Source organism: Cellulomonas sp. PSBB021, assembly GCF_002240455.1.
GTDB lineage: Bacteria > Actinomycetota > Actinomycetes > Actinomycetales > Cellulomonadaceae > Cellulomonas > Cellulomonas uda.
This window is the reverse complement of the sequence record NZ_CP021430.1, coordinates 2,483,834-2,507,950: the sequence shown is the minus strand read 5'-3', so window position 1 is coordinate 2,507,950 and position 24,117 is coordinate 2,483,834. Positions and strand designations below refer to the sequence as shown.

28 protein-coding genes are annotated in these 24,117 nt (G+C 73.8%); 14 read left to right on the top strand and 14 right to left on the bottom strand.

From position 1 onward, the window contains the following. The first annotated feature begins 96 nt into the window (after positions 1-96). The gene (gene nth / locus CBP52_RS11455; protein ID WP_094181054.1) at positions 97-810 is read left to right on the top strand and encodes an endonuclease III; all 714 of its coding nucleotides are present in this window, start codon (positions 97-99) and stop codon (positions 808-810) included. Positions 811-831: 21 nt separating this feature from the next. Here the strand turns inward: nth and CBP52_RS11450 are convergent, their stop codons facing one another. The 3 genes from CBP52_RS11450 to CBP52_RS11440 are packed head-to-tail and all read right to left on the bottom strand — an operon-like array spanning position 832 to position 3,836. Then, on the bottom strand, positions 832-1,767 hold the full coding sequence (locus tag CBP52_RS11450) for an alpha/beta fold hydrolase (protein WP_094181053.1): 936 nt from the start codon (positions 1,765-1,767) through the stop codon (positions 832-834). Between the two features lie 10 nt (positions 1,768-1,777). After that, positions 1,778-3,133 (bottom strand): Na+/H+ antiporter NhaA, encoded by a 1,356-nt coding sequence (nhaA, locus tag CBP52_RS11445; protein ID WP_094181052.1) that lies wholly within the window; start codon positions 3,131-3,133, stop codon positions 1,778-1,780. Further along, positions 3,105-3,836 carry a response regulator transcription factor gene (locus CBP52_RS11440; protein ID WP_094181051.1) on the bottom strand — a complete coding sequence of 244 codons (732 nt, stop codon included), beginning with the start codon at positions 3,834-3,836 and terminating at the stop codon, positions 3,105-3,107. Before CBP52_RS11440 ends, nhaA begins: the two co-directional genes overlap by 29 nt. Positions 3,837-4,094: 258 nt before the next feature. On the opposite strand from CBP52_RS11440, the gene CBP52_RS11435 reads away from it, so the two are divergent. From CBP52_RS11435 to CBP52_RS11390, 10 genes are all read left to right on the top strand, one after another. Next, the gene (locus tag CBP52_RS11435; protein WP_094181050.1) at positions 4,095-4,829 is read left to right on the top strand and encodes a hypothetical protein; all 735 of its coding nucleotides are present in this window, start codon (positions 4,095-4,097) and stop codon (positions 4,827-4,829) included. A 248-nt stretch (positions 4,830-5,077) separates the two neighbouring features. After that, a complete protein-coding gene (locus CBP52_RS11430) occupies positions 5,078-5,758 on the top strand; it encodes an FABP family protein (RefSeq protein ID WP_094181049.1) in 681 nt (226 codons plus the stop codon). 19 nt (positions 5,759-5,777) lie between these two features. Next, positions 5,778-6,956 (top strand): folate-binding protein YgfZ, encoded by a 1,179-nt coding sequence (locus CBP52_RS11425; protein ID WP_094182340.1) that lies wholly within the window; start codon positions 5,778-5,780, stop codon positions 6,954-6,956. Between the two features lie 2 nt (positions 6,957-6,958). Then, on the top strand, positions 6,959-8,098 hold the full coding sequence (locus CBP52_RS11420) for an aromatic acid exporter family protein (protein ID WP_094181048.1): 1,140 nt from the start codon (positions 6,959-6,961) through the stop codon (positions 8,096-8,098). Positions 8,099-8,380: 282 nt separating this feature from the next. Beyond that, on the top strand, positions 8,381-8,716 hold the full coding sequence (locus CBP52_RS18275) for a type II toxin-antitoxin system Phd/YefM family antitoxin (RefSeq protein ID WP_094181047.1): 336 nt from the start codon (positions 8,381-8,383) through the stop codon (positions 8,714-8,716). Continuing rightward, on the top strand, positions 8,716-9,135 hold the full coding sequence (locus tag CBP52_RS11410; protein WP_094181046.1) for a type II toxin-antitoxin system VapC family toxin: 420 nt from the start codon (positions 8,716-8,718) through the stop codon (positions 9,133-9,135). The genes CBP52_RS18275 and CBP52_RS11410 overlap by 1 nt, the downstream gene beginning before the upstream one ends. Positions 9,136-9,281: 146 nt before the next feature. After that, positions 9,282-9,614, top strand: coding sequence for a DUF2516 family protein (locus CBP52_RS11405; RefSeq protein ID WP_232514459.1), 333 nt, complete (start codon positions 9,282-9,284; stop codon positions 9,612-9,614). Next, complete coding sequence (locus tag CBP52_RS11400; RefSeq protein ID WP_094182338.1) at positions 9,614-10,585, top strand: asparaginase; 972 nt, start codon at positions 9,614-9,616, stop codon at positions 10,583-10,585. Before CBP52_RS11405 ends, CBP52_RS11400 begins: the two co-directional genes overlap by 1 nt. A gap of 58 nt (positions 10,586-10,643) precedes the next feature. Next, on the top strand, positions 10,644-11,081 hold the full coding sequence (gene dtd / locus CBP52_RS11395) for a D-aminoacyl-tRNA deacylase (RefSeq protein WP_094181045.1): 438 nt from the start codon (positions 10,644-10,646) through the stop codon (positions 11,079-11,081). Between the two features lie 700 nt (positions 11,082-11,781). Then, positions 11,782-12,330 (top strand): O-acetyl-ADP-ribose deacetylase, encoded by a 549-nt coding sequence (locus tag CBP52_RS11390; protein ID WP_094181044.1) that lies wholly within the window; start codon positions 11,782-11,784, stop codon positions 12,328-12,330. Positions 12,331-12,340: 10 nt separating this feature from the next. On the opposite strand, the gene CBP52_RS11385 is transcribed toward CBP52_RS11390, so the two are convergent. The 11 genes from CBP52_RS11385 to CBP52_RS11335 all read right to left on the bottom strand — a co-directional run bounded on the left by CBP52_RS11385 (position 12,341) and on the right by CBP52_RS11335 (position 19,621). Beyond that, positions 12,341-12,925, bottom strand: a complete 585-nt coding sequence (locus CBP52_RS11385; protein ID WP_094181043.1) for an alpha/beta family hydrolase — start codon at positions 12,923-12,925, stop codon at positions 12,341-12,343. Between the two features lie 5 nt (positions 12,926-12,930). Continuing rightward, a complete protein-coding gene (locus CBP52_RS11380) occupies positions 12,931-13,830 on the bottom strand; it encodes an HAD family hydrolase (RefSeq protein WP_369826218.1) in 900 nt (299 codons plus the stop codon). 11 nt (positions 13,831-13,841) lie between these two features. Then, positions 13,842-14,561 (bottom strand): vancomycin high temperature exclusion protein, encoded by a 720-nt coding sequence (locus CBP52_RS11375; protein WP_232514458.1) that lies wholly within the window; start codon positions 14,559-14,561, stop codon positions 13,842-13,844. 212 nt (positions 14,562-14,773) lie between these two features. Further along, a complete protein-coding gene (locus CBP52_RS11370; protein WP_094181042.1) occupies positions 14,774-15,115 on the bottom strand; it encodes a DUF86 domain-containing protein in 342 nt (113 codons plus the stop codon). After that, the gene (locus CBP52_RS11365; protein WP_094181041.1) at positions 15,112-15,558 is read right to left on the bottom strand and encodes a nucleotidyltransferase domain-containing protein; all 447 of its coding nucleotides are present in this window, start codon (positions 15,556-15,558) and stop codon (positions 15,112-15,114) included. Before CBP52_RS11365 ends, CBP52_RS11370 begins: the two co-directional genes overlap by 4 nt. Before the next feature lie 37 nt (positions 15,559-15,595). Then, positions 15,596-16,330, bottom strand: coding sequence for a Sir2 family NAD-dependent protein deacetylase (locus CBP52_RS11360; protein WP_094181040.1), 735 nt, complete (start codon positions 16,328-16,330; stop codon positions 15,596-15,598). 1 nt (position 16,331) lies between these two features. Then, entirely contained in the window at positions 16,332-16,814 is a 483-nt protein-coding gene (locus tag CBP52_RS11355) for a PPOX class F420-dependent oxidoreductase (RefSeq protein ID WP_094181039.1), read from the bottom strand. Positions 16,815-16,834: 20 nt separating this feature from the next. Next, positions 16,835-17,428 carry a hypothetical protein gene (locus CBP52_RS11350; protein WP_094181038.1) on the bottom strand — a complete coding sequence of 198 codons (594 nt, stop codon included), beginning with the start codon at positions 17,426-17,428 and terminating at the stop codon, positions 16,835-16,837. Continuing rightward, positions 17,425-17,937 (bottom strand): hypothetical protein, encoded by a 513-nt coding sequence (locus CBP52_RS17945; RefSeq protein WP_198303438.1) that lies wholly within the window; start codon positions 17,935-17,937, stop codon positions 17,425-17,427. Before CBP52_RS17945 ends, CBP52_RS11350 begins: the two co-directional genes overlap by 4 nt. After that, on the bottom strand, positions 17,934-18,488 hold the full coding sequence (locus tag CBP52_RS11340; RefSeq protein WP_198303437.1) for a nucleotide-binding protein: 555 nt from the start codon (positions 18,486-18,488) through the stop codon (positions 17,934-17,936). The genes CBP52_RS17945 and CBP52_RS11340 overlap by 4 nt, the downstream gene beginning before the upstream one ends. Beyond that, positions 18,485-19,621: an XRE family transcriptional regulator gene (locus tag CBP52_RS11335; RefSeq protein ID WP_232514457.1), complete on the bottom strand. Its 1,137-nt coding sequence runs from the start codon at positions 19,619-19,621 to the stop codon at positions 18,485-18,487. The genes CBP52_RS11340 and CBP52_RS11335 overlap by 4 nt, the downstream gene beginning before the upstream one ends. A gap of 226 nt (positions 19,622-19,847) precedes the next feature. On the opposite strand from CBP52_RS11335, the gene CBP52_RS11330 reads away from it, so the two are divergent. The 3 genes from CBP52_RS11330 to CBP52_RS11320 all read left to right on the top strand — a co-directional run bounded on the left by CBP52_RS11330 (position 19,848) and on the right by CBP52_RS11320 (position 24,068). Next, positions 19,848-23,030 carry a type I restriction endonuclease subunit R gene (locus CBP52_RS11330; protein ID WP_094181037.1) on the top strand — a complete coding sequence of 1,061 codons (3,183 nt, stop codon included), beginning with the start codon at positions 19,848-19,850 and terminating at the stop codon, positions 23,028-23,030. A 175-nt stretch (positions 23,031-23,205) separates the two neighbouring features. Further along, positions 23,206-23,751, top strand: coding sequence for a hypothetical protein (locus tag CBP52_RS11325; protein ID WP_157732587.1), 546 nt, complete (start codon positions 23,206-23,208; stop codon positions 23,749-23,751). Further along, positions 23,748-24,068, top strand: coding sequence for a hypothetical protein (locus CBP52_RS11320; RefSeq protein ID WP_157732586.1), 321 nt, complete (start codon positions 23,748-23,750; stop codon positions 24,066-24,068). Before CBP52_RS11325 ends, CBP52_RS11320 begins: the two co-directional genes overlap by 4 nt. Positions 24,069-24,117 lie beyond the last annotated feature (49 nt).

The following is a 24,117-nucleotide window of genomic DNA, read 5'->3' as shown; positions in this document are numbered from 1 at the left end:
GTGGTTCTTCGCACGTCACCCTGGGGGAGCAACGCGAACCGATGCGGACATCCGTCCAGGTCAGGGGGTGTGGGTGCCCGCACCTACGCTGACAGGGTGACGAGGACCTCCCCGCAGCCCGCTGTTGCCGAGACCCCCCTCGCCCGGACCCGCCGCGCGCGGCGCGTCGACCGCCTGCTGGCGCAGCGCTACCCCGACGCCCGGTGCGAGCTGGACTTCACCGACGCGTTCACGCTGCTGGTCGCGACCGTCCTGTCGGCGCAGACGACGGACGTGCGCGTCAACGCCACCACCCCCGAGCTGTTCGCGCGCTACCCCGGCCCGGCGGAGCTCGCGGCGGCGGACCCCGACGAGCTCGAGGCGATCCTCAAGCCGCTCGGGTTCTTCCGGGCCAAGGCGAAGGCCGTGACCGGGCTGTCGCGCGCGCTCGTCGAGCAGTTCGGCGGGACGGTCCCGCGCCGGCTCGACCAGCTCGTCACCCTCCCGGGCGTGGGCCGCAAGACGGCCAACGTCGTGCTCGGCAACGCGTACGGCGTCCCCGGGATCACCACCGACACGCACGTGCTGCGGCTGTCACGCCGGCTGGGGTACACGACGAGCGAGGACCCGCTGGTCGTGGAGCGCGAGCTCGGCGCGCTGCTGCCGCGGCGCGACTGGACCATGGCGTGCCACCGGCTGATCTTCCACGGCCGCCGCACGTGCCACGCGCGACGGCCCGCGTGCGGCGCGTGCCCGCTGGCACGCCTGTGCCCGTCGGCGGGCATCGGGGAGACGGACCCCGTGCGGGCCGCGGCCCTGCTCAAGGGCTGACGCGACCCGGGGAGCCGGGGGTCAGGGCTCGAGCGGCGCGACGCGACGCAGCCACGCCAGCAGCGTGCGCGTGACGTGCTCGGGCTCCTGCTCCGCGAGGAAGTGCCCCGCGCCTGGCAGCAGCTCGTACGTGTAGTCCGAGCCGACGAGCGCCGAGGTCTCGCGCGTCAGCGCGGCCGCCCGCGAGCCGAACAGCCCGTCGCGTGAGCCGTGCAGGTGCAGCACAGGCGTCGGACGCGTGCGCCGCAGCCCCGCCGCGAACCGGCGGCCGTCGGGCCGGGGCGCGGAGCGGCCCAGCCAGCGCAGCTGCTCGAGCTGCGAGTGCGCCGCGAACGGCACGCGCAGCGCCCCGAGGTAGGTCCGCTCGGTCGCGCGGTCGAGCCACTGCCCGCCGCCCCACTCGACGAGGAACCGGTGCGCGAGGTCGCCGCGCGCCAGCGCCCGCTCGGGCAGGGACGGCAGCTGCACGTACGCGAGCCGCCGCGCGGCGGCGGGGCGGAACGTGGTCCAGGGCCGCCGCACCATGTCGAGCGGGTGCGGCGACGACAGCACACCGACCGCGCGCGTCGCGGCGGGCTGCAGCGCGGGCATGGCCCACGCGACGGCGCCACCCGTCCCGGCGCCGACCACGACGGCCGAGCTCGCCCCGAGCGAGCGCACCACGCCCGCGACGTCGGCGGCGAGGGTCGGCACGTCGTAGCCCTGCGGCGGCTTGTCGGAGCCGCCGGTGCCGCGCAGGTCGAGCGCGGCGGCGCGGTACCCGGCCTCGGCGAGCGCGGGCAGCTGGTGGCGCCACGCCCACCAGAACTGCGGCACCGCGTGCAGCAGCACGACGAGCGGGACGTCGCGGTCGTCGGGTCCGGCGACGGCGGCGTGGAACCGCGCGCCGTTGGCGGCGACGAACCGGTGCTGCCACGGCCCGTCGATCAGGAGCGTGGCGGAGTCGACGGCTGTCATCGTCGTGAACCTATCCGTTCGGCGGTGACGCGGGCGCCTCGGTGCCCGCAGGGTCGGCCGGGTGAGGGGTGGTCGGGTCGGTGCTCGCGCGCAGCCGCCGGCCACGCGCTGCGAGCACGGTACCGCCGACGAGCGCGGCGACGAGGGACGCCGCGAGCACCGCGAGCACCGCGTGCTCGTCGTGCCCCGAACCCTCGTCGAACGCGAGCTCGGCGATCAGCAGCGACACGGTGAACCCGATCCCGCCCACGAGCCCCACCCCGATCACGTCGCCCCAGCGCAGCCCGGGTGCCAGGCGGGCGCGGGTGAACGTCGCCACCAGCCACGTGACGCCGACGATGCCGAGCGGCTTGCCGACGACGAGGCCGACCGCGACCCCCTGCGCGACCGGGTCGGACAGGGCGCCGCGCACGACGTCCGACGAGATGGTCACGCCCGCGGCGAACAGCGCGAACACCGGCACGGCGACGCCCGCCGAGACGGGGCGCCACACGTGCTCCCACCGTTCGGCGAGCGACTGCTCCGGGTCGTCGGGGAGGCCGTGCGCGCGTGCGGTCGCGGCCGGGCTCGCGGGCACGACGAGGCCGAGCGCGACACCCGCGAGAGTGGCGTGCACGCCGGACGCGTGCAGCAGGGCCCACGCGAGCACCCCGAGCGGTACGAGCAGCCACGCGCTGGTGCGCCGCCGCCGCACCAGCACCGCGAAGACGACGACGCACCCGACGGCGCCGACGAGCGGCAGCCACGCGAGCGAGTCGGTGTAGAACGTGCCGATCACGAGGATCGCGAGCAGGTCGTCGACCACCGCGAGCGTCAGCAGGAACGCCCGCAGCGCCACGGGCAGCCCGCGGCCGACGAGCGCGAGGACCGCGACGGCGAACGCGATGTCGGTCGCGGTGGGCACGGCCCAGCCCTCGGGCGCGCCACCGTCCCGGCTCAGGTTCACCGCCAGGTACAGCAGCGCGGGTGCGACCATCCCGCCCACGGCCGCCACGATCGGCACGACCGCCGTCGCGGGGTGGCGCAGCTCGCCGACGGTCAGCTCGCGCGCGAGCTCGAGACCCACGACGAAGAAGAAGACCGCGAGCAGGCCGTCGGTCGCCCACTGCGCGAGCGTGAGGTCGAGGTGCAGCGCGTGCGGACCGACGACGGTGTGCGACACGCTCGCGTACGCGTCCGGCCAGACGTTCGCCCACACCAGCGCGACGAGCGTCCCGACGAGCAGCAGGACCCCGCCCGCGCGCTCACCGCGCAGCGTGTCGGCGAGGTTGCGCTCGCCGCCGGGGGTGAGCCGGGCGAAGAGGTCCGGTCCGCGGCGGGCGGGCGGGCGGGTGGGGTCAGACGGCGGGTTCGGTGACGTTGTCACGGTCCCCCGACGCCCCCGACGCCCGGCGCTCCTTGGGCGGGTCGAAGCGGTACCCGACGTTGCGCACGGTCCCGATGAGCTGCTCGTGCTCGGGGCCGAGCTTCGCGCGCAGACGCCGCACGTGCACGTCCACCGTGCGCGTACCCCCGTAGTAGTCGTAGCCCCACACCTCCTGGAGCAGCTGGGCGCGGGTGAACACGCGACCCGGGTGCTGCACCAGGTACTTCAGGAGCTCGAACTCCTTGTACGTGAGGTCGAGCGGACGGCCGCGCAGCCGGGCGGTGTAGCCGCCCGCGTCGATCGTCAGCTCGCCCGAGGAGATCTCCTGCGGCGCGTCCTCGAAGCCCGAGACCGCGGCACGCTCCATGACGAGCCGGAACCGTGTCTCGACCTCCGCCGGGCCGGCCGAGTCGAGCACGATGTCGTCCGCGCCCCACTCCGCCGTGACGACCGTGAGGCCGCCCTCGGTGAGCACGAGCACGAGAGGGACCGCCAGACCCGTGGCGCGCAGCAGCCGACAGGTGGTGCGCGCGGTGACCAGGTCGCGGCGCGCGTCCAGCACGACGATGTCCGCATCCGGCGCGTCGACCAGCGCCGAGGGCTCGACCGGCAGCACGCGCACGCGATGGGACAGCAGCCCGAGCGCCGGCAGCACCTGTGCCGATCCACCGGACGCCGGGGTCAGGAGCAGAAGGTCTGCCACCGTGGAACCTCCCTGCGGCGAGTGGGGACACGCTACCGCGTGCGCCGCGCCCGGCGGACGGGCGTCCGGGAGTCGTCGTCCGCGCGTCGGGCCGCTCGGGCGGGTGATCACGGGCCGTCGCACCGGGCACCGGCCCGGGCATCTGCGAGACTGTCGGCCGTGCTCTCCCTGGTCCTGATCGTCCCCGTGCCCGGTGCGGGCGTTCTCGTCGGCGTGCGCGCCGCGTCGCGCCGAGCGGCGGACGGGCGGTAGCGGACCGTGCAGCTCGCCACGCGTGCGGTCGTCACGGCCGCCCTCGCCGCCGTCGTCGCGGTCGCCGGGTACGTCGGCGGCCTGCCCGTGACCGTGGTCGCCGCCCTGCTCGCGATCGCGTTCGCGGTGGGCTGGCCGTCGCTCGCGAGCCTGCCGTTCAAGCCCGGCTCGGCGGCCGTGATCGGCATCGGCGGGGTCGGGGCCGTGCTCGCGGTGCACGCCGTGCTCGACCAGCCGTACCTGCGGTACCTGCCCGTGGTGTTCGCGACGACGATCCTGCTCGCGTTCCTCAACGAGCTGCTGCGGCGCGGCGGGCGGGACCGGCTCGTGGAGTCGGTCGCGGGCACGGTGACCGGCACGCTGCTGGCGGTCGCGGTGGCCGGCTGGGTCGCGATCGGGCGCACGCCCGGCGGTGAGCCGATCGTCGTCGTCGGTGCGCTCGCGCTCGCGGTCGGGTCCGCGGTCGTCGCGCTGCCGTTCGCGGGCTGGGCCGGGGCCACCGTCACGACACTGGCCGCGACCGGCGCCGGTGCGCTCGCCGCGCTCGTCCTGCCGGACATCGACCTCGTGGCGGGTGTCGTGCTCGGCGCCGCGGTGGGTGTGCTCGTCGCGTCGCTGCACGTCCTGTTCGACGACCTGCGCACGCTCGCGCGCCACCTGCCGTCCATCGCCGCGGTCGTGCTGCCCGTCACGGTGACCGGGATCCTCGTGTACGTCGTCGGGCGCGTGCTCGTCGGCTGACGAGCCCCCGGGACGACCCGGGAGACGCGGCGCGCGGCGCGGCGCGAGGTGGATGTGACGTGCGTCGTCGCGATCGACGGGGGCACAGCGCGTCGAGGTCGTTAGGATCGGTCCATGACTGCGCTCGAGGGGCTCTTCATCGGTCTGCTGGTCCTCGCCACCGGCGCCATCGCCTGGACGGCGGGCATCGTGGTGCTCCGCCTGTTCAAGTCGCAGAACTGACGCCCGGACCCGGGAGGCACCACCCCATGGCCTTCGTGCTGCCCGAGGGGCTCGCACCCGAGGTGTACCCGCTCGCCTGGCTGGTCGGCCGCTGGCACGGCCAGGGCGTCGTCGGGTACCCCGGCATCGACGAGACCGCGTTCGTGCAGGACGTCGTGTTCGACCACGACGGCGGCCCGTACCTGTCCTACACGTCGACCATCCGGCTCGTCGTCGCGCCGGACGACGCGTCCGCGCTCGCGGACGCCGCACCCGACGAGGCAGCGCCCGACCACGCCGCACCCGACCGTGCCGCACCCGACCGTGCCGCACCCGACGAGGGCGGGGCCGGGGACGGCGCGCCCTCCGCGCGCCCGGCGAGCGACGTGCCCGTCGAGGACGGACCGGTCTGGTCGACCGAGTCCGGGTACTGGCGGGTGCCGCCCGAGCGGCCCGCCGACCTGCCGGACGCGCAGTTCCCCGTCGAGGTCCTCCTCGCCGACCCGTCCGGGCACGTCGCGGTGTACGTCGGCGCCGTCGGCAACGGCCGCGTCGACCTCGCGTCCGACCTGATCGCGCGCACCGCGACGGGCGCCGACGTGACCGCAGCGAAGCGGCTGTACGGCCTGGTCAACGGCGAGCTCATGTGGGCGCACGACATGGCGGCGTTCGGCCGGCCCATGCAGTCCTACGCGTCGGCGCGCCTTGCGCGCGTCGAGGACGCGTGAACCGGTGACGGGCCCGGCGATGACCGAGGCCGCCGTCCCCGCCGAGGCCCCGTCCTACGAGGCGCCCCGCCACCGCAGCCCGCTGCTCGCGCGGCGCGGCGCGGTCGAGGGCGTCGGACCGGACGCCGGCGTCGCGTGGCACTACGGCGACCCGACCGCCGAGCAGCGCGCGCTCGCGCGCGGGGGAGCGGTCGTCGACCAGTCGCACCTGGGCGTCGTGCGCGTCGCGGGGCCGGACCGGCTGACGTGGCTGCACTCGATCACCACCGCGCAGCTCGCGGACCTGCCGCCCCGCACCTCCACCGAGCTGCTGGTGCTGAGCCCGCACGGGCACGTCGAGCACGCGGCCGCGGTCGTCGACGACGGCGAGGCGACGTGGCTCGTGACGCAGACACCCGCGGCGCTCGCGGCGTGGCTCGACCGCATGAAGTTCATGCTGCGCGTCGAGATCGCGGACGTGAGTGACGACTGGGCGGCGATCGGCGAGCCCGTCGCGGCCGAGGGCGGCCCCGACGAGCCCGTGACGTGGCGCGACCCGTGGCCGCACGTCACACCGGGCGGGACCCGCTACGGCCCCGCCCCCGACGAGCACCCCGGCGCCGACCGTGCGTGGCGGCTCGTGCTCGTCCCGCGCGGCGACCTGGCCGAGCAGGTCGCGGCCCGTGAGGCGACCGGGTGGCCGCTCGCCGGCACGTGGGCGAGCGAGGCGCTGCGGGTCGAGGCGTGGCGCCCGCGCGCCGCGTCCGAGGTCGACCACCGGACCATCCCGCACGAGCTCGACTGGCTGCGCACCGCCGTGCACCTGCACAAGGGCTGCTACCGCGGGCAGGAGACGATCGCGCGCGTGCACAACCTCGGGCGCCCGCCGCGGCGCCTGGTGTTCCTGCACCTCGACGGCTCCGGGCACCTGCTGCCCGAGCCGGGGGCCGCGGTGCACGAGACCACCGGCACGCCCGGCGAGCCCGGGCGCGAGGTCGGCCGTGTGACGTCGGTGGCCCGCCACCACGAGCTCGGGCCCGTCGCGCTCGCCGTGGTCAAGCGCTCGCTCGCCACCGACGCCGAGCTGCTCGTCGCGTGCGAGGGCGCGATGGTGTCCGCGGGACAGGAGGTCGTCGTGCCCGGTGAGGGCGTCTCGACCGACCGTCCCGCACCGCGCGGGCCCGTCGCCCGCGGGCTCGGCGTCCACCCCTCGCTCTGACCATGGGGGCCGCGCCGACGAGGCCCGCGACCGACGCCCCGCGCGGGGGCCTGCGCGAGCTGCGGCTCGTCGCCCGTGCGCGCTGGCGGCAGGGGATCGACCGCGTCCGGGCGGCGCGGTTCCCGATCCTGCAGGCATCGGTGGCCGCAGGCATCGCGTTCGGCATCGGTCGGTACGTGCTCGACCACCCGTACCCGTTCTTCGCGCCCGTGTGCGCGTGGATCGCGCTCGGGTTCAGCGCCGACCGGTCGCTGCGCCGCGTCGCGGAGATCGCGGTGGGCGTGGCGATCGGGGTCGGGCTCGGGGACGCGCTGGTCCACGTCATCGGGACCGGGCTGTGGCAGGTCGCGCTCGTGCTGTTCGTCGCGGCGACGGCCGCGCGGCTCCTCGACCGTGGTGCGCTGCTCACCACGCAGGCCGGCGTGCAGGCCATGATCATCGTCGGCCTGCCGAACATCGCCGCGACGGGCGGGCCGCTCGGACGCTGGACCGACGCGCTCGTCGGCGGTGCCGTCGCGTTCGCCGTCGCCGTCCTCACCCCGTCCGACCCGCGGCGGCACCCCCGCGAGCTCGCCTCGCGCGCGACGCAGGAGGTCGCGGACGTGCTAGGCGAGCTCGCGCACGCGCTGGCGACGCAGTCGCCCGCCGACGCCGAGGACGCGCTCGTGCGCGCCCGCGCGTCGCAGCCGCGGCTCGACGAGTGGCGCGAGACCGCGACCAACGCGCGCGAGCTCGCGCGACTCTCGCCCGCCGCGCGCCGGCACCGGGGCGAGCTCGTGCGGCTCGTCGGGGCGTCCGTGCAGCTCGACCGTGCGATGCGCAACACGCGCGTCATGACCCGGCGCGGGCTCGCGCTCCTCGAGGCGCCCACTGCCCACGACCTCGTCGCGGCCGGGCAGCGGCTCGAGGCGACCGCGGCCGCCGCCGACGACCTGGCGTCGGCGTTCGCGAGCGGGCGCGACGCCGCGCGCGTGCGCGAGGCCCTGCTGCGCTCCGCCGCGGCCCTCGACCCGTTCACCATCGCGCCGGACGACTGGCAGGTGCAGAGCCTCGTGCTGCTGCACCGCTCGCTCGTCGTCGACCTGCTCGAGGCCGCGGGCGAGGACCCGGCCCGCGCCCGCGCCGCCCTCCCGGACCTCTGACCCTCCCCGCCGAGACCGCTGTTGCTCCGGGAATGGCCGCGGTGAGCCGGAGCAACCGCGGGGTCGGCGATCCATCTCCGGCCGAGACTCAGCTCCCTCCCTGGTCGAGCCCGTTGTTGCTCCGGGAATGGGGGGCGTGAGCCGGAGGAAGCGCGGGGTCGGCGGACCGCTTCTCGTCGAGACCGTTGTTGCTCCGGGAATGAGGGGCGTGAGCCGGAGGAAGCGCGGGGTCGCGGGTGCTGGGGGGTGGGCCGGGGAGGAGGGAGCCGGTAGCGTGCCGCCGTGGAGGTCGCGGTCAGCGCGTTGCGCGCAGAGCTCAGGCAGTGGATCGAGACGGCGCGCGCGGGGCAGGACGTCGTGATCACCGAACGCGGCATCCCGGTGGCGCGGCTCACCGGCATCGAGTCCGCCGACCTGCTCGCGCGGCTCGAGCGCGACGGTCTGCTCGCGCCCGCTCGGGCGGCCCGCGAGCCCGCGCGGCCGGTCACCGTGGACGGGACCCGCGGCGGCGCACGGGACGGCGCGCGTGACGGGTCGCGGGAGGGGTCGCGGGACGGTGCACGCGACGGTGCACGCGGCGGTGCGCTGTCCGGGCTCGTGCGGCGACTGCGCCGCTGATGGCCGTCTGCTACTTCGACACCAGCGCGCTCGTGAAGCTGTGCGTCGCGGAACCCGGCTCGGAGCTCGCCGCGGCGCTGTGGGAGGGCGCGGACCTCGTCGCGACGTCCCGGCTCGCCGACGCGGAGGTGCGCGCACTGCTCGCCGGGGGGCGGCGGGCCGGCGTCATCGACACGCGCGTCGAGCGCGCCGCGCTCGCGCAGTGGGACCGGCTGTGGCCTGCGCTGCACGTCGTCGAGCTGCACGAGCCCGTCACCGCGGGCGCCGCGACGCTCGTCGGGTACCACGCGCTGCGTGCCGCGGACGCGTTGCACCTGGCCTCCGCGCTCGCGCTGCGGTCCGACGAGCTCGTCGTCGTCGCGTGGGACGAGCACGTGGCCGCGGCGGCCCGCGCCGAGGGGCTGCGCGTCGTCCCGTGACGCGGTGGCCCGGCGGGCGGGGCCGCCGACGAGCGTGCCCGGGGCACCGCGCACGGCGTGCCGGCCACGGGACTGCACGGGATGACGGCACGGGGTGACTGCGCGGGGTGACTGCGCGCGGCGCGTGCGGCCCGTAGGCTCGGCGCGTGGGAATCGTCGGAAGCCTCCAGTGGATCCTCTACCTGCTGTTCCTGCTCGCGATCTTCGTGCTGTGCGTGTGGGCGCTCGTCGACCTCCTGCGCCGCCCCGCGAGCGCGTTCCCCGCGGCGGGCAAGCGCACCAAGAACTTCTGGCTCGTGATCGTGGGCGTCGCGACGTTCCTCGCGTTCCTCGCGATGCCCCCGCTGCAGCTCATGCCGTTCCTCGGCCTGCTCTCGGCGGTCGCCGCGATCGTCTACCTGGTCGACGTCAAGCCCGCCGTGGCGCCCTACTCGCGCCGCAGGCCCGGTGGTCCGACGAGGTCGACGGGCGGCTGGTGATGTCCGACGTCGCGACGTCGGCCGTCCCGCTCGCGCGCGTGGTGCGCGGCGGTCTCGTCGAGTCGGTCCACGCGGGGCACGTCGTCGTGCTCGCGCCCGACGGCGACGTCCGCCTCGCGCTGGGCGACCCGGACGTGACGATCTGGGCCCGCTCGTCGCTCAAGCCGCTGCAGGCCGTCGGGATGCTGCGGCACGGCCTCGACCTGCACGACGAGCAGCTCGCGATCGCGTGCGCGAGCCACAACGCCGAGGCGGGACACCTGGACACGGTGCGCACGCTGCTCGCGGCGCACGGCCTGACGGTGGCGGACCTGGACAACACGCCCGACTGGCCGCTCGACCCCGAGGCGGCGTGGTCGTGGCGCGAGCAGGGGCACGGCCGCGAGCCGCTCACGCAGAACTGCTCGGGCAAGCACGCGGCGATGCTCGCGACGTGCGTGGCCGCGGGCTGGGGCGTCGCGGGCTACCGCGAGCCCGGGCACCCGTTGCAGCGCGCGCTGCACGACGCGGTGGCCGAGCTCACGGGCGTGCCGGTCGAGGCGACCACGGTCGACGGGTGCGGCGCGGCGCTGTTCTCGACGAGCCTCGTGGGCCTGGCCCGCGCGTTCGGGCGGCTGGGCCGCGCGCCCCACGACCCGGCGCACGCGGGCACGCCGGAGGGCCGCGTCGCGGCGGCCGTCACCGCGCACCCGTGGCACGTCGCCGGGACCGGGCGGGACGCCACGCGGTTCATGCAGGCCGTCCCGGGGCTCGTCGCGAAGGACGGGGCCGACGGCGTCTACGCCGCGGGACTGGCGGACGGCGGCGCGGTCGCGCTGAAGATCGCCGACGGCTCCGCGCGGCCGCGGGCCGCGGTGCTCGCGGCGGCGTTGCGCGTCGCGGGGGTGGACCCCGCGCTCGTCGACGAGGTGGGCCGCACGCCCGTGCTCGGGCACGGCGAGCCGGTCGGGGCGGTCGAGGCCACGTTCTGACGCGCCCGACGAGGCGCCGGACGCGCCCGGGAGGCACCGGGCCGGGAGAGGCAGGGACATGCGAGCCGTCGTGCAGCGGGTCACGCGCGCGTCCGTGACGGTGGAGGGCGAGGTCGTCGGGGCGATCGACAGGCCCGGGCTGGTCGCGCTGGTCGGCGTCACGCCCGGGGACGGGCCGGCGCAGGTCGAGCTGGTGGCGCGCAAGATCGCGGAGCTGCGGATCCTGCGCGACGAGCGGTGCGCGGTGGACGTGGGCGCGCCCGTCCTCGTGGTCAGCCAGTTCACGCTGTACGGCGACACCCGCAAGGGGCGTCGGCCCACGTGGAACGCGGCCGCACCCGGTCCGGTCGCCGAGCCGCTGGTCGACGCGGTCGTCGAGGCGTTGCGTGCCCGCGGGCTCGAGGTCGCGACGGGCGTGTTCGGCGCGGACATGGCCGTGGAGCTCGTCAACGACGGCCCGGTGACGATCCTGCTGGAGTCGACGCCGGAGGCGTGACGACTGAGGCGACGCCGGGCACGGGAGAAGGCCCCTCGAAGTAAGCGTTCGAGGGGCCTTCCCGGGTGATCCCAGGCCGTCCGTCCGGTCGGGCGAACCCGGCCGTCCGTGTCGTCACCGACGGGTCGGTGCGACCGGCGCCGCTTCGACGGTGCGGCTCCCACCCGGCACCCGGTGGTCCGGCGAACCGGTCCGCCGCGGGCGGGGGGACTGCGATCGACCTCCCGGCTCCGAGCGGCCCTCGCGTCGTCGTCCGCGAGCCTCCGGGTTGCCCCGTCGGTGTGGTCGCCCGTTCTCCGGTCGGCCCGGTCCCGCTGTCACTGTCCCCGTCAGGGGCACCTCCCGAGGGGGGTGGTTCCTGTCGGTTCTCGATCGGGCGGGGCCGATGAGTGATTTCTAGTCCTGCGTCCAGGACCCCGCAAGGGGCAGGTCAGGGGCAGTTTCGTCCACAGGTCCCTCCACACGGTCGTGCACAGGCCGGCCTGCGAGAACACCGGCCGAACACAGGGTTGTGGACAGAATTTGTGGACAAGTCGCGTGTCGTTCACCCGGTCGGCGGTCGCCCTCCTCGTACCCTGGAGGTCGGTGAGGGCCCCTCGGAGTAAGCGTCCGAGGGGCCCTCTCATGCGTGAGGCGTCTCACGGCGCAGGCGGGACCGTTGGCCGCGCGGACCCACCCGCACCCGGTCGAGGATGGTGGCATGAGGATCGACGCCTCGCTGGGGGACATCACCGAGCTGGCCGTGGACGTCGTCGTGAACGCGGCGAACTCCTCGCTCCTGGGCGGCGGGGGCGTGGACGGGGCGATCCACGCCGCGGCCGGGTCCGGGCTGCTGGAGGCCTGCCGCGCGCTGCGCGCCACGCGCTACCCGGACGGCCTGCCCGTCGGTCACGCCGTGGCGACAGACGCGTTCGACCTGCCCGCGCGGTGGGTCGTGCACACCGTCGGGCCCAACTGGCGCGCGGGTGAGCGTGACCCCGCGATGCTCGCGTCGTGCTTCCTCAGCTCGCTCGAGGTCGCCGTCGACCTCGGTGCGCGCACGATCGCGTTCCCCGCCGTCAGCGCGGGCGCGTACGGGTGGGACGTCGACGAGGTCGCGCGCATCGCCACGGCCGCCGTGCGGACCTGGAAGGTGGGCACCGCGCAGGACCGCCGGCCCGACGGCACGCCCAACGGGATCTCGCACGCGCAGTTCGTGCTGCACGACGAGCGCGCGCTGCGCGCGTTCCAGGAGGCGCTGACGGCCTGACGCGAGCGCCTCAGCCGACGGGGCGTGCGAACCAGCGGAGCACGGCCGCGACCACCGGCGGGTCCTGCGGGGAGTGGTCGCCCGGCACCGTGACCAGCTCCCACGGACCCGCGAGCGACGCCAGGTGGTGGCGCAGCTCGTCGGGGGAGCCGAACGGGTCACGCTCGCCGCTGACCGTGAGCACCGGCACCCGCACGTCCGGCAGGTGCCCGACGCGCAGCTGCTCGGGACGGCCCGGGGGGTGCAGCGGGTACGACAGCAGGAGCAGACCCGCAGCGGGCTGACCCTGCGCCACGGCCATCGACGCCATGCGCCCGCCGAACGAGCGCCCGCCCAGCACCAGCCGCGCCGGGTCCACGCCCAGCTCGTCGGCCCACGCGTCCGCGCGCTCCCGCAGGTGCGGGACGGCGGCCTCGGGGCGCTCGGGGCCACGGCTGCCGCGCTCGCGGTTGGCGAAGTCGAGCCGCAGCACCGGCAGCGGGGCGAGCGCGGCCTCGAGCGCGACGAGCGTGCGGTGGTCGCGGTCCGCGCCCGCACCCGGCGTGAGCACCACCCCGGCGACGGTCGTCGGGTCGAACGCGCGGTCGTCGGCCATGGCTGTCAGGGTAGCGACGCGTCCAGGCGGAACGCCGCGCGCAGGGTCGCCAGGACGCCGTCGTCGTCGTTCGACGGCGCGACGAACCGGGCCGCCGCGCGGACGTCCGGGTGGGCGTTGGCCATCGCGAACGACCACCCCGCGGCCTCCAGCATGCCGAGGTCGTTGAAGTAGTCACCGAACGCCATCGTCTGCTCGGGTGGGACACCGAGCCGGGCCTGCAACGCGCGCAGCGCCCGGCCCTTGTCGGCGTCCGGGCCCATGACGTCGACCCAGTGCTCGCCCGAGACGAGCACGCGGTCGGGGCCGTCGAGCGGCGCGAGCAGCGGCCCTGCGCCGTGTTGCGCGTCGTCGACGTCGAAGACGGCGAGCTTGAGCACCTCGTCGTCCACCGCCTGCAGGTCCGCCACGTGCTCGAGGCGGCGGTAGTACGGGCGCACGTGGGCGAGGAACTCCTCGTCGGTCCGCTCGACGTACGCCGAGCGGACACCGCACAGCACCGCGCCGAGCCGCGCGCCCTGCGCGACCGCGCCGCGCACCAGGTCCACGCCGCGATGCGCGGTCCCGCGGGCGAGCGGCGCGACCGCCACCGGCTCGTCGTCCTGCACGACGAGCGCACCGTTCTCCGCGATGTACGTCAGGTCCCCGCGGTCCAGCTGCGCGCGCAGCGTCGCGTGCTGGCGTCCGCTCGCCGGGCACACCGTGACGCCCCGCGCGATCAGCGCGTCGAGCACCGGCCGGAAGCCGTCCGGGAGGCGCTTGGCGGAGTCGAGCAGCGAGCCGTCCATGTCGAGCGCGACCAGGCGCACGGACGTCGCGTCGAGCGTCGAGCGCAGGTCGTCCAGGAGCGTGGCGGGCCGGGTGTCGGCGGTGCGGGCGTGGTTCGCGGGCTGGTCCTCGGGCACACCCGATCGTCTCAGGAGTCGCGCAGCGCGTCCTGCACGCCCTGCTCCGCGGGACCCAGGTGCACCGGCTCGCGTCCCGTCAGGCCGTCCCACCAGCCCTTGTAGGACGCCGCGACCTCCCGCAGCTCCCAGCGCCGCAGCTGCGCGGACGGCACCCCGGCCGACGAGACACCCACACCCTGCGTGTCGATGCCCGCCGCCGTGCAGGAGAACACCGCGCGGCGCACGTGGTAGTCCTGCGTGAGCACGACCGCGGCGTCCACGCCGAACACGCGGTGCGCACGCACGCACGAGTCGTGCGTGTCGAACCCGGCGTAGTCGAGCACCACCGCGGACGTCGGGACGCCGTTCGCGACGAGGTAGTCGTGCATGGCCGTCGGCTCGTCGTGACCCACCGAGCCGTTGTCGCCGCTCACGAGGATCACCTGCACCGTGCCGCGCTCGTACAGCGCACGCGCGGCGTCGAGGCGGCGGCGCAGGTAGGTGGACGGCGAGCCGTCGGGACGCAGACCCGCGCCGAGCACGATCGCGACCGGCGTGTCCCGCACGTCGTCGAGCGCCCGCAGCCGCGCCTGGCCGGTGCCCTGCACCCACGCGAGCGGGACGAGCAGCACGACGACGAGCGCGGCGGCGACGAGCAGGCGGCGGCGCCACCGCCTGCGCGCGGGCCGGGCGTGCCGCGCCGGCTCGTCGGGCGGCGCGGCGGGAAGCTGCTCCGCCTCGATGCTCACCCGCCCACCCTACGACCCCCCTCCCACCCCCGACCGCCGCCGCGCCACCTGCCACCGGTGGCCGGTCCGAAGCGGAGCTGGACCGTGAGTGGGTGGAGAGACGCTCGCCATGCGAGCGTTTCTCCACCCGTTGCGGGAGCGGCGCACGCGGCGGGGCGTGGATGAGAGGTCTCTCATCGGGGACTCCTGGTCGGTGGGCACCGTCAGCGCCGTCAGCGGTCCGGCGCGAGCAGGTCGGCTCGCAGCACGGGCAGCTCGCGCACCAGGACGTTCCACAGCAGGTCCTTGTCGATGCTCACGTCGTGGTGCGCGAGCCGGTCCCGGATGCGCTTCAGCTCGCGCCACGGCACCCTCGGGCGCGCGGCCCTGAACTCCTCGTCGAAGGCCCCGCACGCCGTCTGCAGATCGATGAGCAGCGCCTTCGTCGCGAGGTACGCGATCTCGTCGTCGCCCACGAACTCGTCGTACCCGCGCGCCACGATCCGGTCGGCCACGTCGAGCAGCCGGGCGACGTCCGCCAGGGCGCGGGTCGCGCGCTCCGCCGGTGTGCTCACAGCGGGCGGGCGGTCGCCCGGGCCGACTCGACGACCGGGCCACGCCCGTCGTCGTGCACGATGTCGACCCGCACCTCGAGCAGGTCCTCGAGGTCGAGCTCCATGCGCATGACGTCGACGAGCGACGTCCCTGGCGCGGTGTCGACGAGGAGGTCGAGGTCGGAGTCCGGGGTGTCGGAGCCGGCAGCCGTCGACCCGAACACCCGGACGGTGCGTCCGCCGTGCGCCCGGACGATGTCCAGGATCTCGTCGCGGTGCTCGCGCAATGCCTCGGAGGGGAGCGGCCGGAGCGCGGCGAGTACCCGGTCGAGCTGGACCGGCCCGAGCGGGCGGCGGCCGGTCTCGTGCGCGCTGATGTTGGGCTGCGGCACGCCGCTGCGGTGCGCGAGCTCGGCCTGCGTGAGGCCGCGCCGGCGCCGGCGCTCCGCGAGGTCGGTCGACACGTACCGACCATAGCGCGTCGCTATAGGGCTCGCGGGGTCAGCGGGTCAGGGTCGCGACGAGGGCGGGGACCGCCTCGTCGATCGGGGTGCGGATCACCTCGTCGGCCAGGTGGTCGTACGGGGTGGGCTCGGCGTTGACGATCACCAGCCGCGCCCCGGACTCGACCGCGAGCGGCGCGAGGCTCGCGACCGGGTGGACCGTGAGCGTCGTGCCGATCGCGACGAACGTCTGCGCGTCCGTGGCCGCCGCCACCGCGCGGCTCAGCGCGTCCTCGGGGAGCTGCTCGCCGAAGTACACGACGTCCGGCTTGAGCACCCCGCCGCACTCGACGCAGCGCGGGTCCGGCTCGTCGGGCAGCCGTGCGAGCACCTCGCTCGTCGGCCACGTCGTCGTGCAGCGCAGGCACGACGTCGTGGCGAGCGACCCGTGCAGCTCGACCACGTGCTCGTCGGACGAGCCCGCGGCCTGGTGCAGGCCGTCGAAGTTCTGCGTGAGGACCGCGCGCAGCCCGCCCGCCCGCTCGAGGTCCGCGAGCGCGCGGTGCGCGGCCGTCGGACGGGCGTGCCAGACCGCGTGCGACGCCCACGCGCGCCAACCCTGCACCCGCACGTCGGCGTCGCGCACGTACGCGCCGATCTCCAGGAGCCGGGCGGCCGACGGGTCCTGCGTCCACACGCCCTGCGGTCCCCGGAAGTCGGGGATGCCCGACGACGTGGAGATCCCCGCGCCCGTGAGGACCGTGACCCCTGGCTCGTCGTGGTGGTGCGGCACGTCAGCCCTGCGCGTCGAGCCGGGCCGCGACGTCCGCGGGGAACCCGCCCGTCGCGATCGGACCCCAGCGCTCGGGCGTGATCCGGATCATCGACTTGCCCTGCACCCGCATCGCCGCCCGGTACTCGTCCCAGTCCGGGTGCTCGCCCGCGATGCAGCGGAAGTAGTCGACCAGCGCGTCCTCCGCCTCCGGCATGTGCAGCACCTGCGCGGTGCCGTCGACCTGCACCCACGGGCCGTCCCACTCGTCCGAGAGCACGCACACGCTCACGCGTGCGTCACGCTCGGCGTTGCGCGTCTTGGCGCGACCCGGGTAGGTGGAGATCACGATGCGGCCCTCGTCGTCCACGCCGCCCGAGACGGGCGAGACCTGCGGGCGGCCGTCCGCGCGCGTGGTGACGAGCAGCAGGTGGTGCCGCGGCCGCACGAACTCGAGAAGCTCGTCGCGGGTGGCGGCGGTGGTGGTCGCGATGGAACGTCCCATGGGATGACGGTACGGCGAGCTCACCCGACCTCGTCGGAGAGTGCCGTGGCGGCGTCGACGAGGAGGTCGTCGACACCGCTCAGGTCCCACCCCTCGGAGCTGGCGACGCGCTCGCGCTGTAGGTCGCAGACGACCGCGACGGCGCCCGGGAACGCGCGCTCGATCATCCGCAGCCCGAGGTCGAACGCGACGGGCGTGAGCTCGTCGGCCAGGAGCCAGGTGCCGACGACCTCGAGGATCCCGTCTGGGCGCCGCTCGGCGAAGGTCGGCCGGACCTCGACGAGCAGGTCGACCAGTCGTGCGTCTGCGGGGGTGGTCGACTCGTGGCGAGCGGCTCTCCACCGAGGGTGAACCCGGTCCCATGCCAGTGCGACGCGCTCGTACGACGGGCGGCGTCGCGGGTTGGCGCGCGCGGCGGCTCCTCTCACCCGTGCGCCATCGCGAGTCGTCGCGCGGTCGCTCCGGATCGCACTGCGGATCGGCATCCAGAAGTCGAGTGCGGGCTCGTAGGCACCGGTGCGTTCCACGATGTCGCGGACGACCCGAGTCCTGCGGGCCGGACTGCCGGCGTTGACGTACTTGAGCACGTCCGTCGCGCCGAGCGGGCGGCTCACTGCTTGCTCCACGTGCCGCAGTCACTCTCGAAGTCCTGCCCGGCGCTGAGGGTGACGGTGGGGTGCCCGCCGTTGACGATGTCGTTCTGGATGATGTCGTCCTGGTTGGTCCCCGTGCGGTAGATGCCCCAGTAGCAGGACGACGCGACGGGCTCGGTGGTCCTGTAGGTGCCCGGCTCCACGTCGACCCCCACCGTCCAGGTACCGATGCCGATCTGGGACGCGGCCACCGCCTCCTCCGCAGCACCGATGACCGCCTCGCGGTCGTCGAGCTCGGTGGCGCGCGTGTCGAGCTGGGTCTCCCGTTCGTCGAGCTCCGCGGCTCGCGAGGCGAGGTCGCTCGTCGCGGTCTCGGCGGCGTCGGCCCTCTTCTCCGCTGTGGTGGCGCGCCGCTCGGCGGCGCTCAGTGACGCCTTCAGGTCGGCGGCCGTCGTCTCGGCGGCCGTGTCGAGAGCACCGCTCGCGACGATCGCGCACCGACCGGTGCCGTCAACGGGCGGCGAGTTCACGAGTCGTCGTAGTCGAGCAGACCGTTCTCGATCACGTGGCGCCGGAACCCGCCGGCCTCGAACGGAAGGAAGTACTCGCTCGCGAGCAGGTCGTCCGCGAGCTTCTCGACCATCACCAGCGTCAGCTGCTTCGTCCGGACTGCGTCGCAGAGCAACGGAACTGTCGCGATGACGCGCAGCCCTTTCTCCTTCGCGACCTGACGAGCGGTGTTGTCGTCGATGACGATCTCGCAGCCGTAGACCTCCCCCATCGCGAGAACTCCGCACTCACCCAGGTTGGTGCGTCCGACCGCGAGCCGGCTCTCGTACGAGGCGAACGTCGCGAGGTAGGCGACGTCGGTCGCTCGGTGGACCGTGATCCACTCGGCATTGAGGACGGCGCCGAGCGTGGGGTTGTGCTCCGAAGCGCGGCGCAGCTCGTCCTCGACCGCCTCCGGGATGTAGACGGCTCGCCCGGCCGCGAGGAACCGCAGCACGCCCAGCCAGCCCTGGGCTGCGAAATGGCGCAGCGGTCCCGTGTCGAAGACCAGCGCGTCGGCCGGGACTGTCACGACACGAACGACCAGATCTCGTCGCTCCTGCGGGTCCGAGGTTGGGGAAGGTCCGACTCGTCGAACGTCCCGTGGAGCAGCTCGAGACCGCGTTCGCGGCTGATCCGCTCGTCGCGGACAAGACGCACCACGGCGCGGGCGTAGGGTCCGGGCACCGTGGTTCCCGCCAGCTCCTCCAATGGAACGTGGAGGTTCATCTCCACGATGTCGGCCCGAGTGGTGCGGATCTCGCGGACTGCGGCTATGGCGTCGCCATCGGCCAACGAAAGTTCCCTCAGCCGTGCTGCCAGTGTCGCCATGTCGACGCGGTAACTGCTTGCGATGTGGATCGCCGCTGCGCGGAGACCCTGCTCGTCCACCGAGGTGGACCACGTGGTCAGAGACGCAGCGGGCAGGAGGAGCGCGCGGGCGAAGCGGTCGAGGCGGGCTTCAGTCGGCACCGCGTCGTCGGACCGAGCCACGCGCCAGTCGATCGTGTAGTCGTCTCCCAGCAGGTAGTGCCCGAGTTCGTGCGCCAGCGCCAGGCGGCGTCGCCCTACCTTCATGTGGCTGTTCACCAAGCTGACGCCACCTCGGCGTAGCAAGACCGTTCCAGCATCGGCTGTGTCCTTGCCGATGTCTCGGGAGAAGGCCAGCAGACCCAGGGTCGCAACACTCGCGCTCAGGTCCCGGACGGGTTCGTCGGCGGTCAGGCCGAGGAGGCGCCGCGCGCGCGCGGCGAGAGTGTCTGCCTCGGCGTTCGTGGTCGGCTGCGCGAAGTCGTCCGGAATCGCTGCTGCTCCAGCAGCGAGACCAATCTCGGAGCTGTCCAAGCCGGCGACGAACTCGACATCGTCAGTGATCCGCGCAAGGAGGGCGTCGATCTGGGAGTCGCTCGTGTCCATGCCTTGGCTCGAACGGTGTGCGACGAGCGCGGGGATCGGCTCAGTGAAGAACGACGTCATGCGCACGCCCAGTGCGGTGGCGATGTCGGCGAGCTCGAGGGCCGTCACCCGCCGGCTTCCCGCCTCGATCTTGTTGACGGCCGTGCGGTCGATCCCGACCATGTGGGCCACGTCGTCCTGGCTGAGATCGGCGCGCTTTCGTGCCTCGCGGATGCGCTCGCCCAGCATCTTGGCGTTGACCGTCGTCACATGTGCGATTCTCGCACAGGCTCGTGTGCGGAACCTGCGGCACCGGGTGGACTCGGTTGCGCCGTCATACGTTTCGGCATCGGGAACCTATGGCGCAACGACCGGCGAGCAGCGCCCATCGGCGAACAGCCCCCTTATCGGCACGGCCCCACACGATTGCCCGGCACCGCGGCTAGGGTCCGAGCATTGGAAGGCCGATGACCCAGCAGGCGGGAGCGAGCGTGCGATGACCATGTCCGAGGACGCGTGGGAGCAGCTCGCGCTCGAGACGCTCGCGGAGCCCCTCATGTGGCGCGTTGCGCGCGGCCCGCAGATCGCACCCGGCTCTGGTGAGCGCGAGAGCTGGGACGACCTCGTCATCCCGTCCCGCCTGCGCCGCGCCCTGCGAGACCTCAACCCGTCCGTCCCCGTCGGGTACCTCGAACAGGCGATGGCGGAGATCCTCGCGCCGTCGTCGCAGGACGCGCTGACCGAGAACTACCGCATCCATCGCTTCCTCACGGAGGGCTACCGGGGCCTGACGTACATCGACGACGAAGGACGCGAGCAGACCCCGACGATCCGTCTGGTGGACGTCGACCCGGACCGCAACGACTGGCTCGCCGCCAACCAGGTGACCGTGGTCCGCGGCGACGTCGAACGGCGCTTCGACGTCGTTCTCTACCTCAACGGCATGCCCGTGGTCCTGATCGAGCTGAAGCGCGCCGGTTCGGCGAACGCGGGCCTCGCCAGCGCACACGCACAGATCGAGACCTACGTGCGCGAGCTTCCGCTCGTGTTCCGGTTCGCCGTCCTCGCGGTGATCAGTGACGGCATCACCGCGCGGTACGGGACCCCGTTCACCCCGCTTCACCACTGGACGCCGTGGAACGTGGACGACGTCGGTGCGGTCGTCGGTGCGGAGCACACCGCGGACGGGATGTCGGCACTCGACGTGCTGCTCGACGGGCTCGCCTACCAGCCCCGCTTCCTTCAACTGCTGAACGGGTACGTCGCGTTCGACGGCGGAGACGACGGTCTCACCAAGCGGATCGCGAAACCCCATCAGTACTTTGCCGTGGACAAAGCGATAGCGGCGACGATCGCGGCCGTCGGCAGCAACGGCAAGGCGGGTGTCGTCTGGCACACCCAGGGCTCCGGCAAGTCGATGGAGATGGAGCTGTACGCCAACCAGGTGCTGCGGCACCCGCGCCTGGCGAACCCGACGATCGTCGTCGTCACCGACCGCACCGAGCTCGACGGGCAGCTGTACCAAGGCTTCGCGCGCAGCCTGCTGCTCCCCGAGAAGCCCCAACAGGTGGTCCGCCGCGAGGAGCTGCGCGCCGAGCTGCGCGGCCGCATGTCCGGCGGCATCTATTTCACGACGCTGCAGAAGTTCTCCCGCACCAAGGACGAGCGCGACGCAGGGGCGGCGCACCCGCTGCTGTCCGACAGGTCCAACATCGTCGTCATCGTCGACGAGGCGCACCGCAGCCACTACGACGACCTCGACGGGTACGCCTGGCACCTGCGCAACGCGCTGCCCCGCGCGACGCTCATCGCGTTCACGGGTACGCCCGTCGCGTTCGCTGAGCGGGACACGCGGGAGGTGTTCGGCGACTACATCGACATCCACGACCTCACACGGGCGGTCGAGGACGGCGCGACCGTCCCCGTGCACTTCGAGTCCCGCCTCGTGAAGGTGCGGTGGGCCGACGAGGTCGACGAGGACACGATCGACCGCGCCGCGGACGAGGTGACCTCCGGTCTCGACGACACCGAGCGAGAGCGGATCGAGAAGTCCGTCGCCGTCGTCAACGCCGTCTACGGGGCCCCCGCGCGGATCGCGATGCTCGCTGACGACCTGGTCGCCCACTGGGAGGACCGACGCGCCTCGATGGGTGCCGCGCTCGGCACACCCGAGACTCCGTTCATCTCCGGCAAGGCCCTGGTGGTCTGCGCGACGCGGGAGATCTGTGCGCGGCTGTACAGCGCCCTCGTCGAACGCCGACCGGACTGGCACTCCGACGAGCTCGAGAAGGGACGCGTGAAGGTCGTCTACTCGGGCTCGGCGAGTGACACGATGCCCGTCGCCCAGCACGTGCGGCGGGACTCCGCGAACGCGGTGGTCAAGCAGCGGCTGAAGAACCCGGACGACGAGCTCGAGATCGTCATCGTCAAGGACATGATGCTCACCGGGTTCGACTCGCCCCCGCTGCACACCCTCTACCTCGACCGTCCCCTCAAGGGTGCGTTGCTCATGCAGACGCTCGCCCGTGTGAACCGCACGTTCCGCGGCAAGCAGGATGGTCTGCTCGTCGCCTACGCGCCGCTGGCCGACAACCTTCACGCAGCGCTCGCCGAGTACACGGTCAGCGACCAGGAGACGAGGCCCGTGGGGCGTCCGGTCGACGAGGCGGTCGACCTCGTCGGCCAGCTGCTCGACCGACTCGACACCCTCCTGGACGGCTATGACTGGAGAGCCCGGCTTCGGCAGGGTGATCGTCGGGCTTACGTCGCCGCCGTGCTCGGCGCCGTCGACTACCTGCGACGCCCCGACACCCCGCCCGTCACCAGCAGCGACGGCGAGGAGTCGCGCGTCGCGGCGTACCGGCGCGAGGCCGGCCGGCTCGCTCGCGCGTGGGCGATCGCGGGCCGCGCGGACGCCTTGCACGCCCGCCGGCCGGACGCGCAGTTCTTCGAGGAGGTGCGCGTCTGGATCGGGAAGTTCGACGCCGAGGACCGACAGGCTCGCGGAGAGCCCGTGCCCGACGACGTCCAGCGCCTGCTCAACCAGCTCCTCGCGGGCGTCGTCCAGTCGACCGAGGTTCTCGACATCTACACGGCGGCCGGCATGCCTCGGCCCGCTCTGTCCGACCTGACGCCGGAGTTCCTGGCACAAGCCCAGGCATCCGAGCGCCCCCACCTGGCGATCGAGGCGTTGCGCGCACTCATCGAGGCAGAGTCCCGTACCGCCACGCGACACAACCTCGTGCGGCGCTGTGCGTTCTCCGAGCGTCTGGCCGAGCTGATGAACAGCTACACCAACGCGCAGCTCACGTCGGCCGAGGTCATCGCCGCGATGATCGAGCTCGCCCGCGACGTCGCGCGCGAAGCGAGCCGCGGCGCGCACTTCTCGCCGCCGCTCGACGAGGACGAGCTGGCCTTCTACGACGCGGTCGCGTCGAACGAGTCGGCCGTCGAGCTCCAGGGGGAGGACGTCCTCGCCCAGATCGCCCGTGAGCTCGTCACGATCATGCGCCGCGACGTCAAGACCGACTGGACCGTCCGCGACGACGTGAAAGCGAAGCTGCGCTCGTCGATCAAGCGGCTCCTCGTCAAGCACGACTACCCGCCGGACAAGCAGCCCGCCGCGATCCGTCTCGTGCTCGAGCAGATGGAGTCGATGGCGCCGCGCCTCACGGCCTGACGCCTCGGGCACCAAGGCCTGTGGACAGCGGATCGCCGCGTCTTCGTATCGTCACTACCTTCAGGGCGAACCGGAGCGAACCGGACGTCAGGGGAAAGGTGGTCGAATGAGATCCCGATTGATTCTCACGGCATGTGCTGCGCTGGTGGTTGGACTCGCTCTGCCCAGCGCGAGCGTGGCCGCCGACGAAGTCGCTTGGAGCGCCGATGCCGCGAGCAGCACAGAGGAGTCGCCGACAATCGGCGCTGGCGGCGCCGAGCCTAGTTCCGCAACATCCGATCTCGACGCGGACACCGGCTCCGACGTGATCTCCATCCGGATCGGAGGAGAGGCGGACGCGGGTGGGCCGCTCATCAAGATCGGCTTCATCGTGTGCAACCTGTGGTCCGACAAGCCCCACTACTCGAACGGGGCCGGTGGAGTCATCTACAAGGTCCGCGGTGAGTGCAAGAAGTACGGCGTCGGTCTCGAGAACGTCGTCAAGGTGCATATGAACGGGACCTTGACCAAGGACGGTGTCGTGCGTGCGACGAGGTATGGAACATTCAGCATCAAGACGGATGGCACGAAGCACACCTGGTACGTGCCGCTCATGAACTCGGGCGGCTCGGGGTGCGGTACCTGGAAGGGGAGGAACGTGGTCACGAGCACGGTCCCCTCAGGTATCGCGCCGGACGGGGTTGTCTTCTCGAGTACGAGGTCGGGGTGTTTGCGGGGATGATCGAGAGTCTCTCGTCTGTTCTGGGACGGCTGCCCGAGGGGCGGGTCGCCGATGTCCATCCCACCTACTTCGTGACGTTCCTGACAGGACCGGTCGAGGGCGAGCTGGCGGACATCGACACCGAGGCCACGTACGTGGTCGAGGGTGCGCGCGACGTGACGGCGGTGGTCGCCTGGGCGCAGGCTCACCTCCCGGAGCGGCTGCTGCTCGCAGAGGTGAGCGTGCAGGCGTACGACGGGCCGGACCGTGCCCAGGTCTGGTCGCTGCAGCCTGACACGCCCTGGGCGCGCGAGGTCGGGCCGGACTACACGCACTGAGGACGGACCCGCCCCCGCGCCACGGGTCGCGTGGGCGGGGGCGGGACCG

Bases quoted from the DNA above. Each gene is read 5' to 3' on its own strand.
- CBP52_RS11450 (WP_094181053.1), bottom strand. From the start codon at position 1,767: ATGACAGCCGTCGACTCCGCCACGCTCCTGATCGACGGGCCGTGGCAG.
- CBP52_RS11430 (WP_094181049.1), top strand. From the start codon at position 5,078: ATGGCCTTCGTGCTGCCCGAGGGGCTCGCACCCGAGGTGTACCCGCTC.
- CBP52_RS11425 (WP_094182340.1), top strand. From the start codon at position 5,778: ATGACCGAGGCCGCCGTCCCCGCCGAGGCCCCGTCCTACGAGGCGCCC.
- CBP52_RS11420 (WP_094181048.1), top strand. From the start codon at position 6,959: ATGGGGGCCGCGCCGACGAGGCCCGCGACCGACGCCCCGCGCGGGGGC.
- CBP52_RS11410 (WP_094181046.1), top strand. From the start codon at position 8,716: ATGGCCGTCTGCTACTTCGACACCAGCGCGCTCGTGAAGCTGTGCGTC.
- CBP52_RS11400 (WP_094182338.1), top strand. From the start codon at position 9,614: ATGTCCGACGTCGCGACGTCGGCCGTCCCGCTCGCGCGCGTGGTGCGC.
- dtd (WP_094181045.1), top strand. From the start codon at position 10,644: ATGCGAGCCGTCGTGCAGCGGGTCACGCGCGCGTCCGTGACGGTGGAG.
- CBP52_RS11390 (WP_094181044.1), top strand. From the start codon at position 11,782: ATGAGGATCGACGCCTCGCTGGGGGACATCACCGAGCTGGCCGTGGAC.
- CBP52_RS11385 (WP_094181043.1), bottom strand. From the start codon at position 12,925: ATGGCCGACGACCGCGCGTTCGACCCGACGACCGTCGCCGGGGTGGTG.
- CBP52_RS11355 (WP_094181039.1), bottom strand. From the start codon at position 16,814: ATGGGACGTTCCATCGCGACCACCACCGCCGCCACCCGCGACGAGCTT.
- CBP52_RS11330 (WP_094181037.1), top strand. From the start codon at position 19,848: ATGACCATGTCCGAGGACGCGTGGGAGCAGCTCGCGCTCGAGACGCTC.
- CBP52_RS11320 (WP_157732586.1), top strand. From the start codon at position 23,748: ATGATCGAGAGTCTCTCGTCTGTTCTGGGACGGCTGCCCGAGGGGCGG.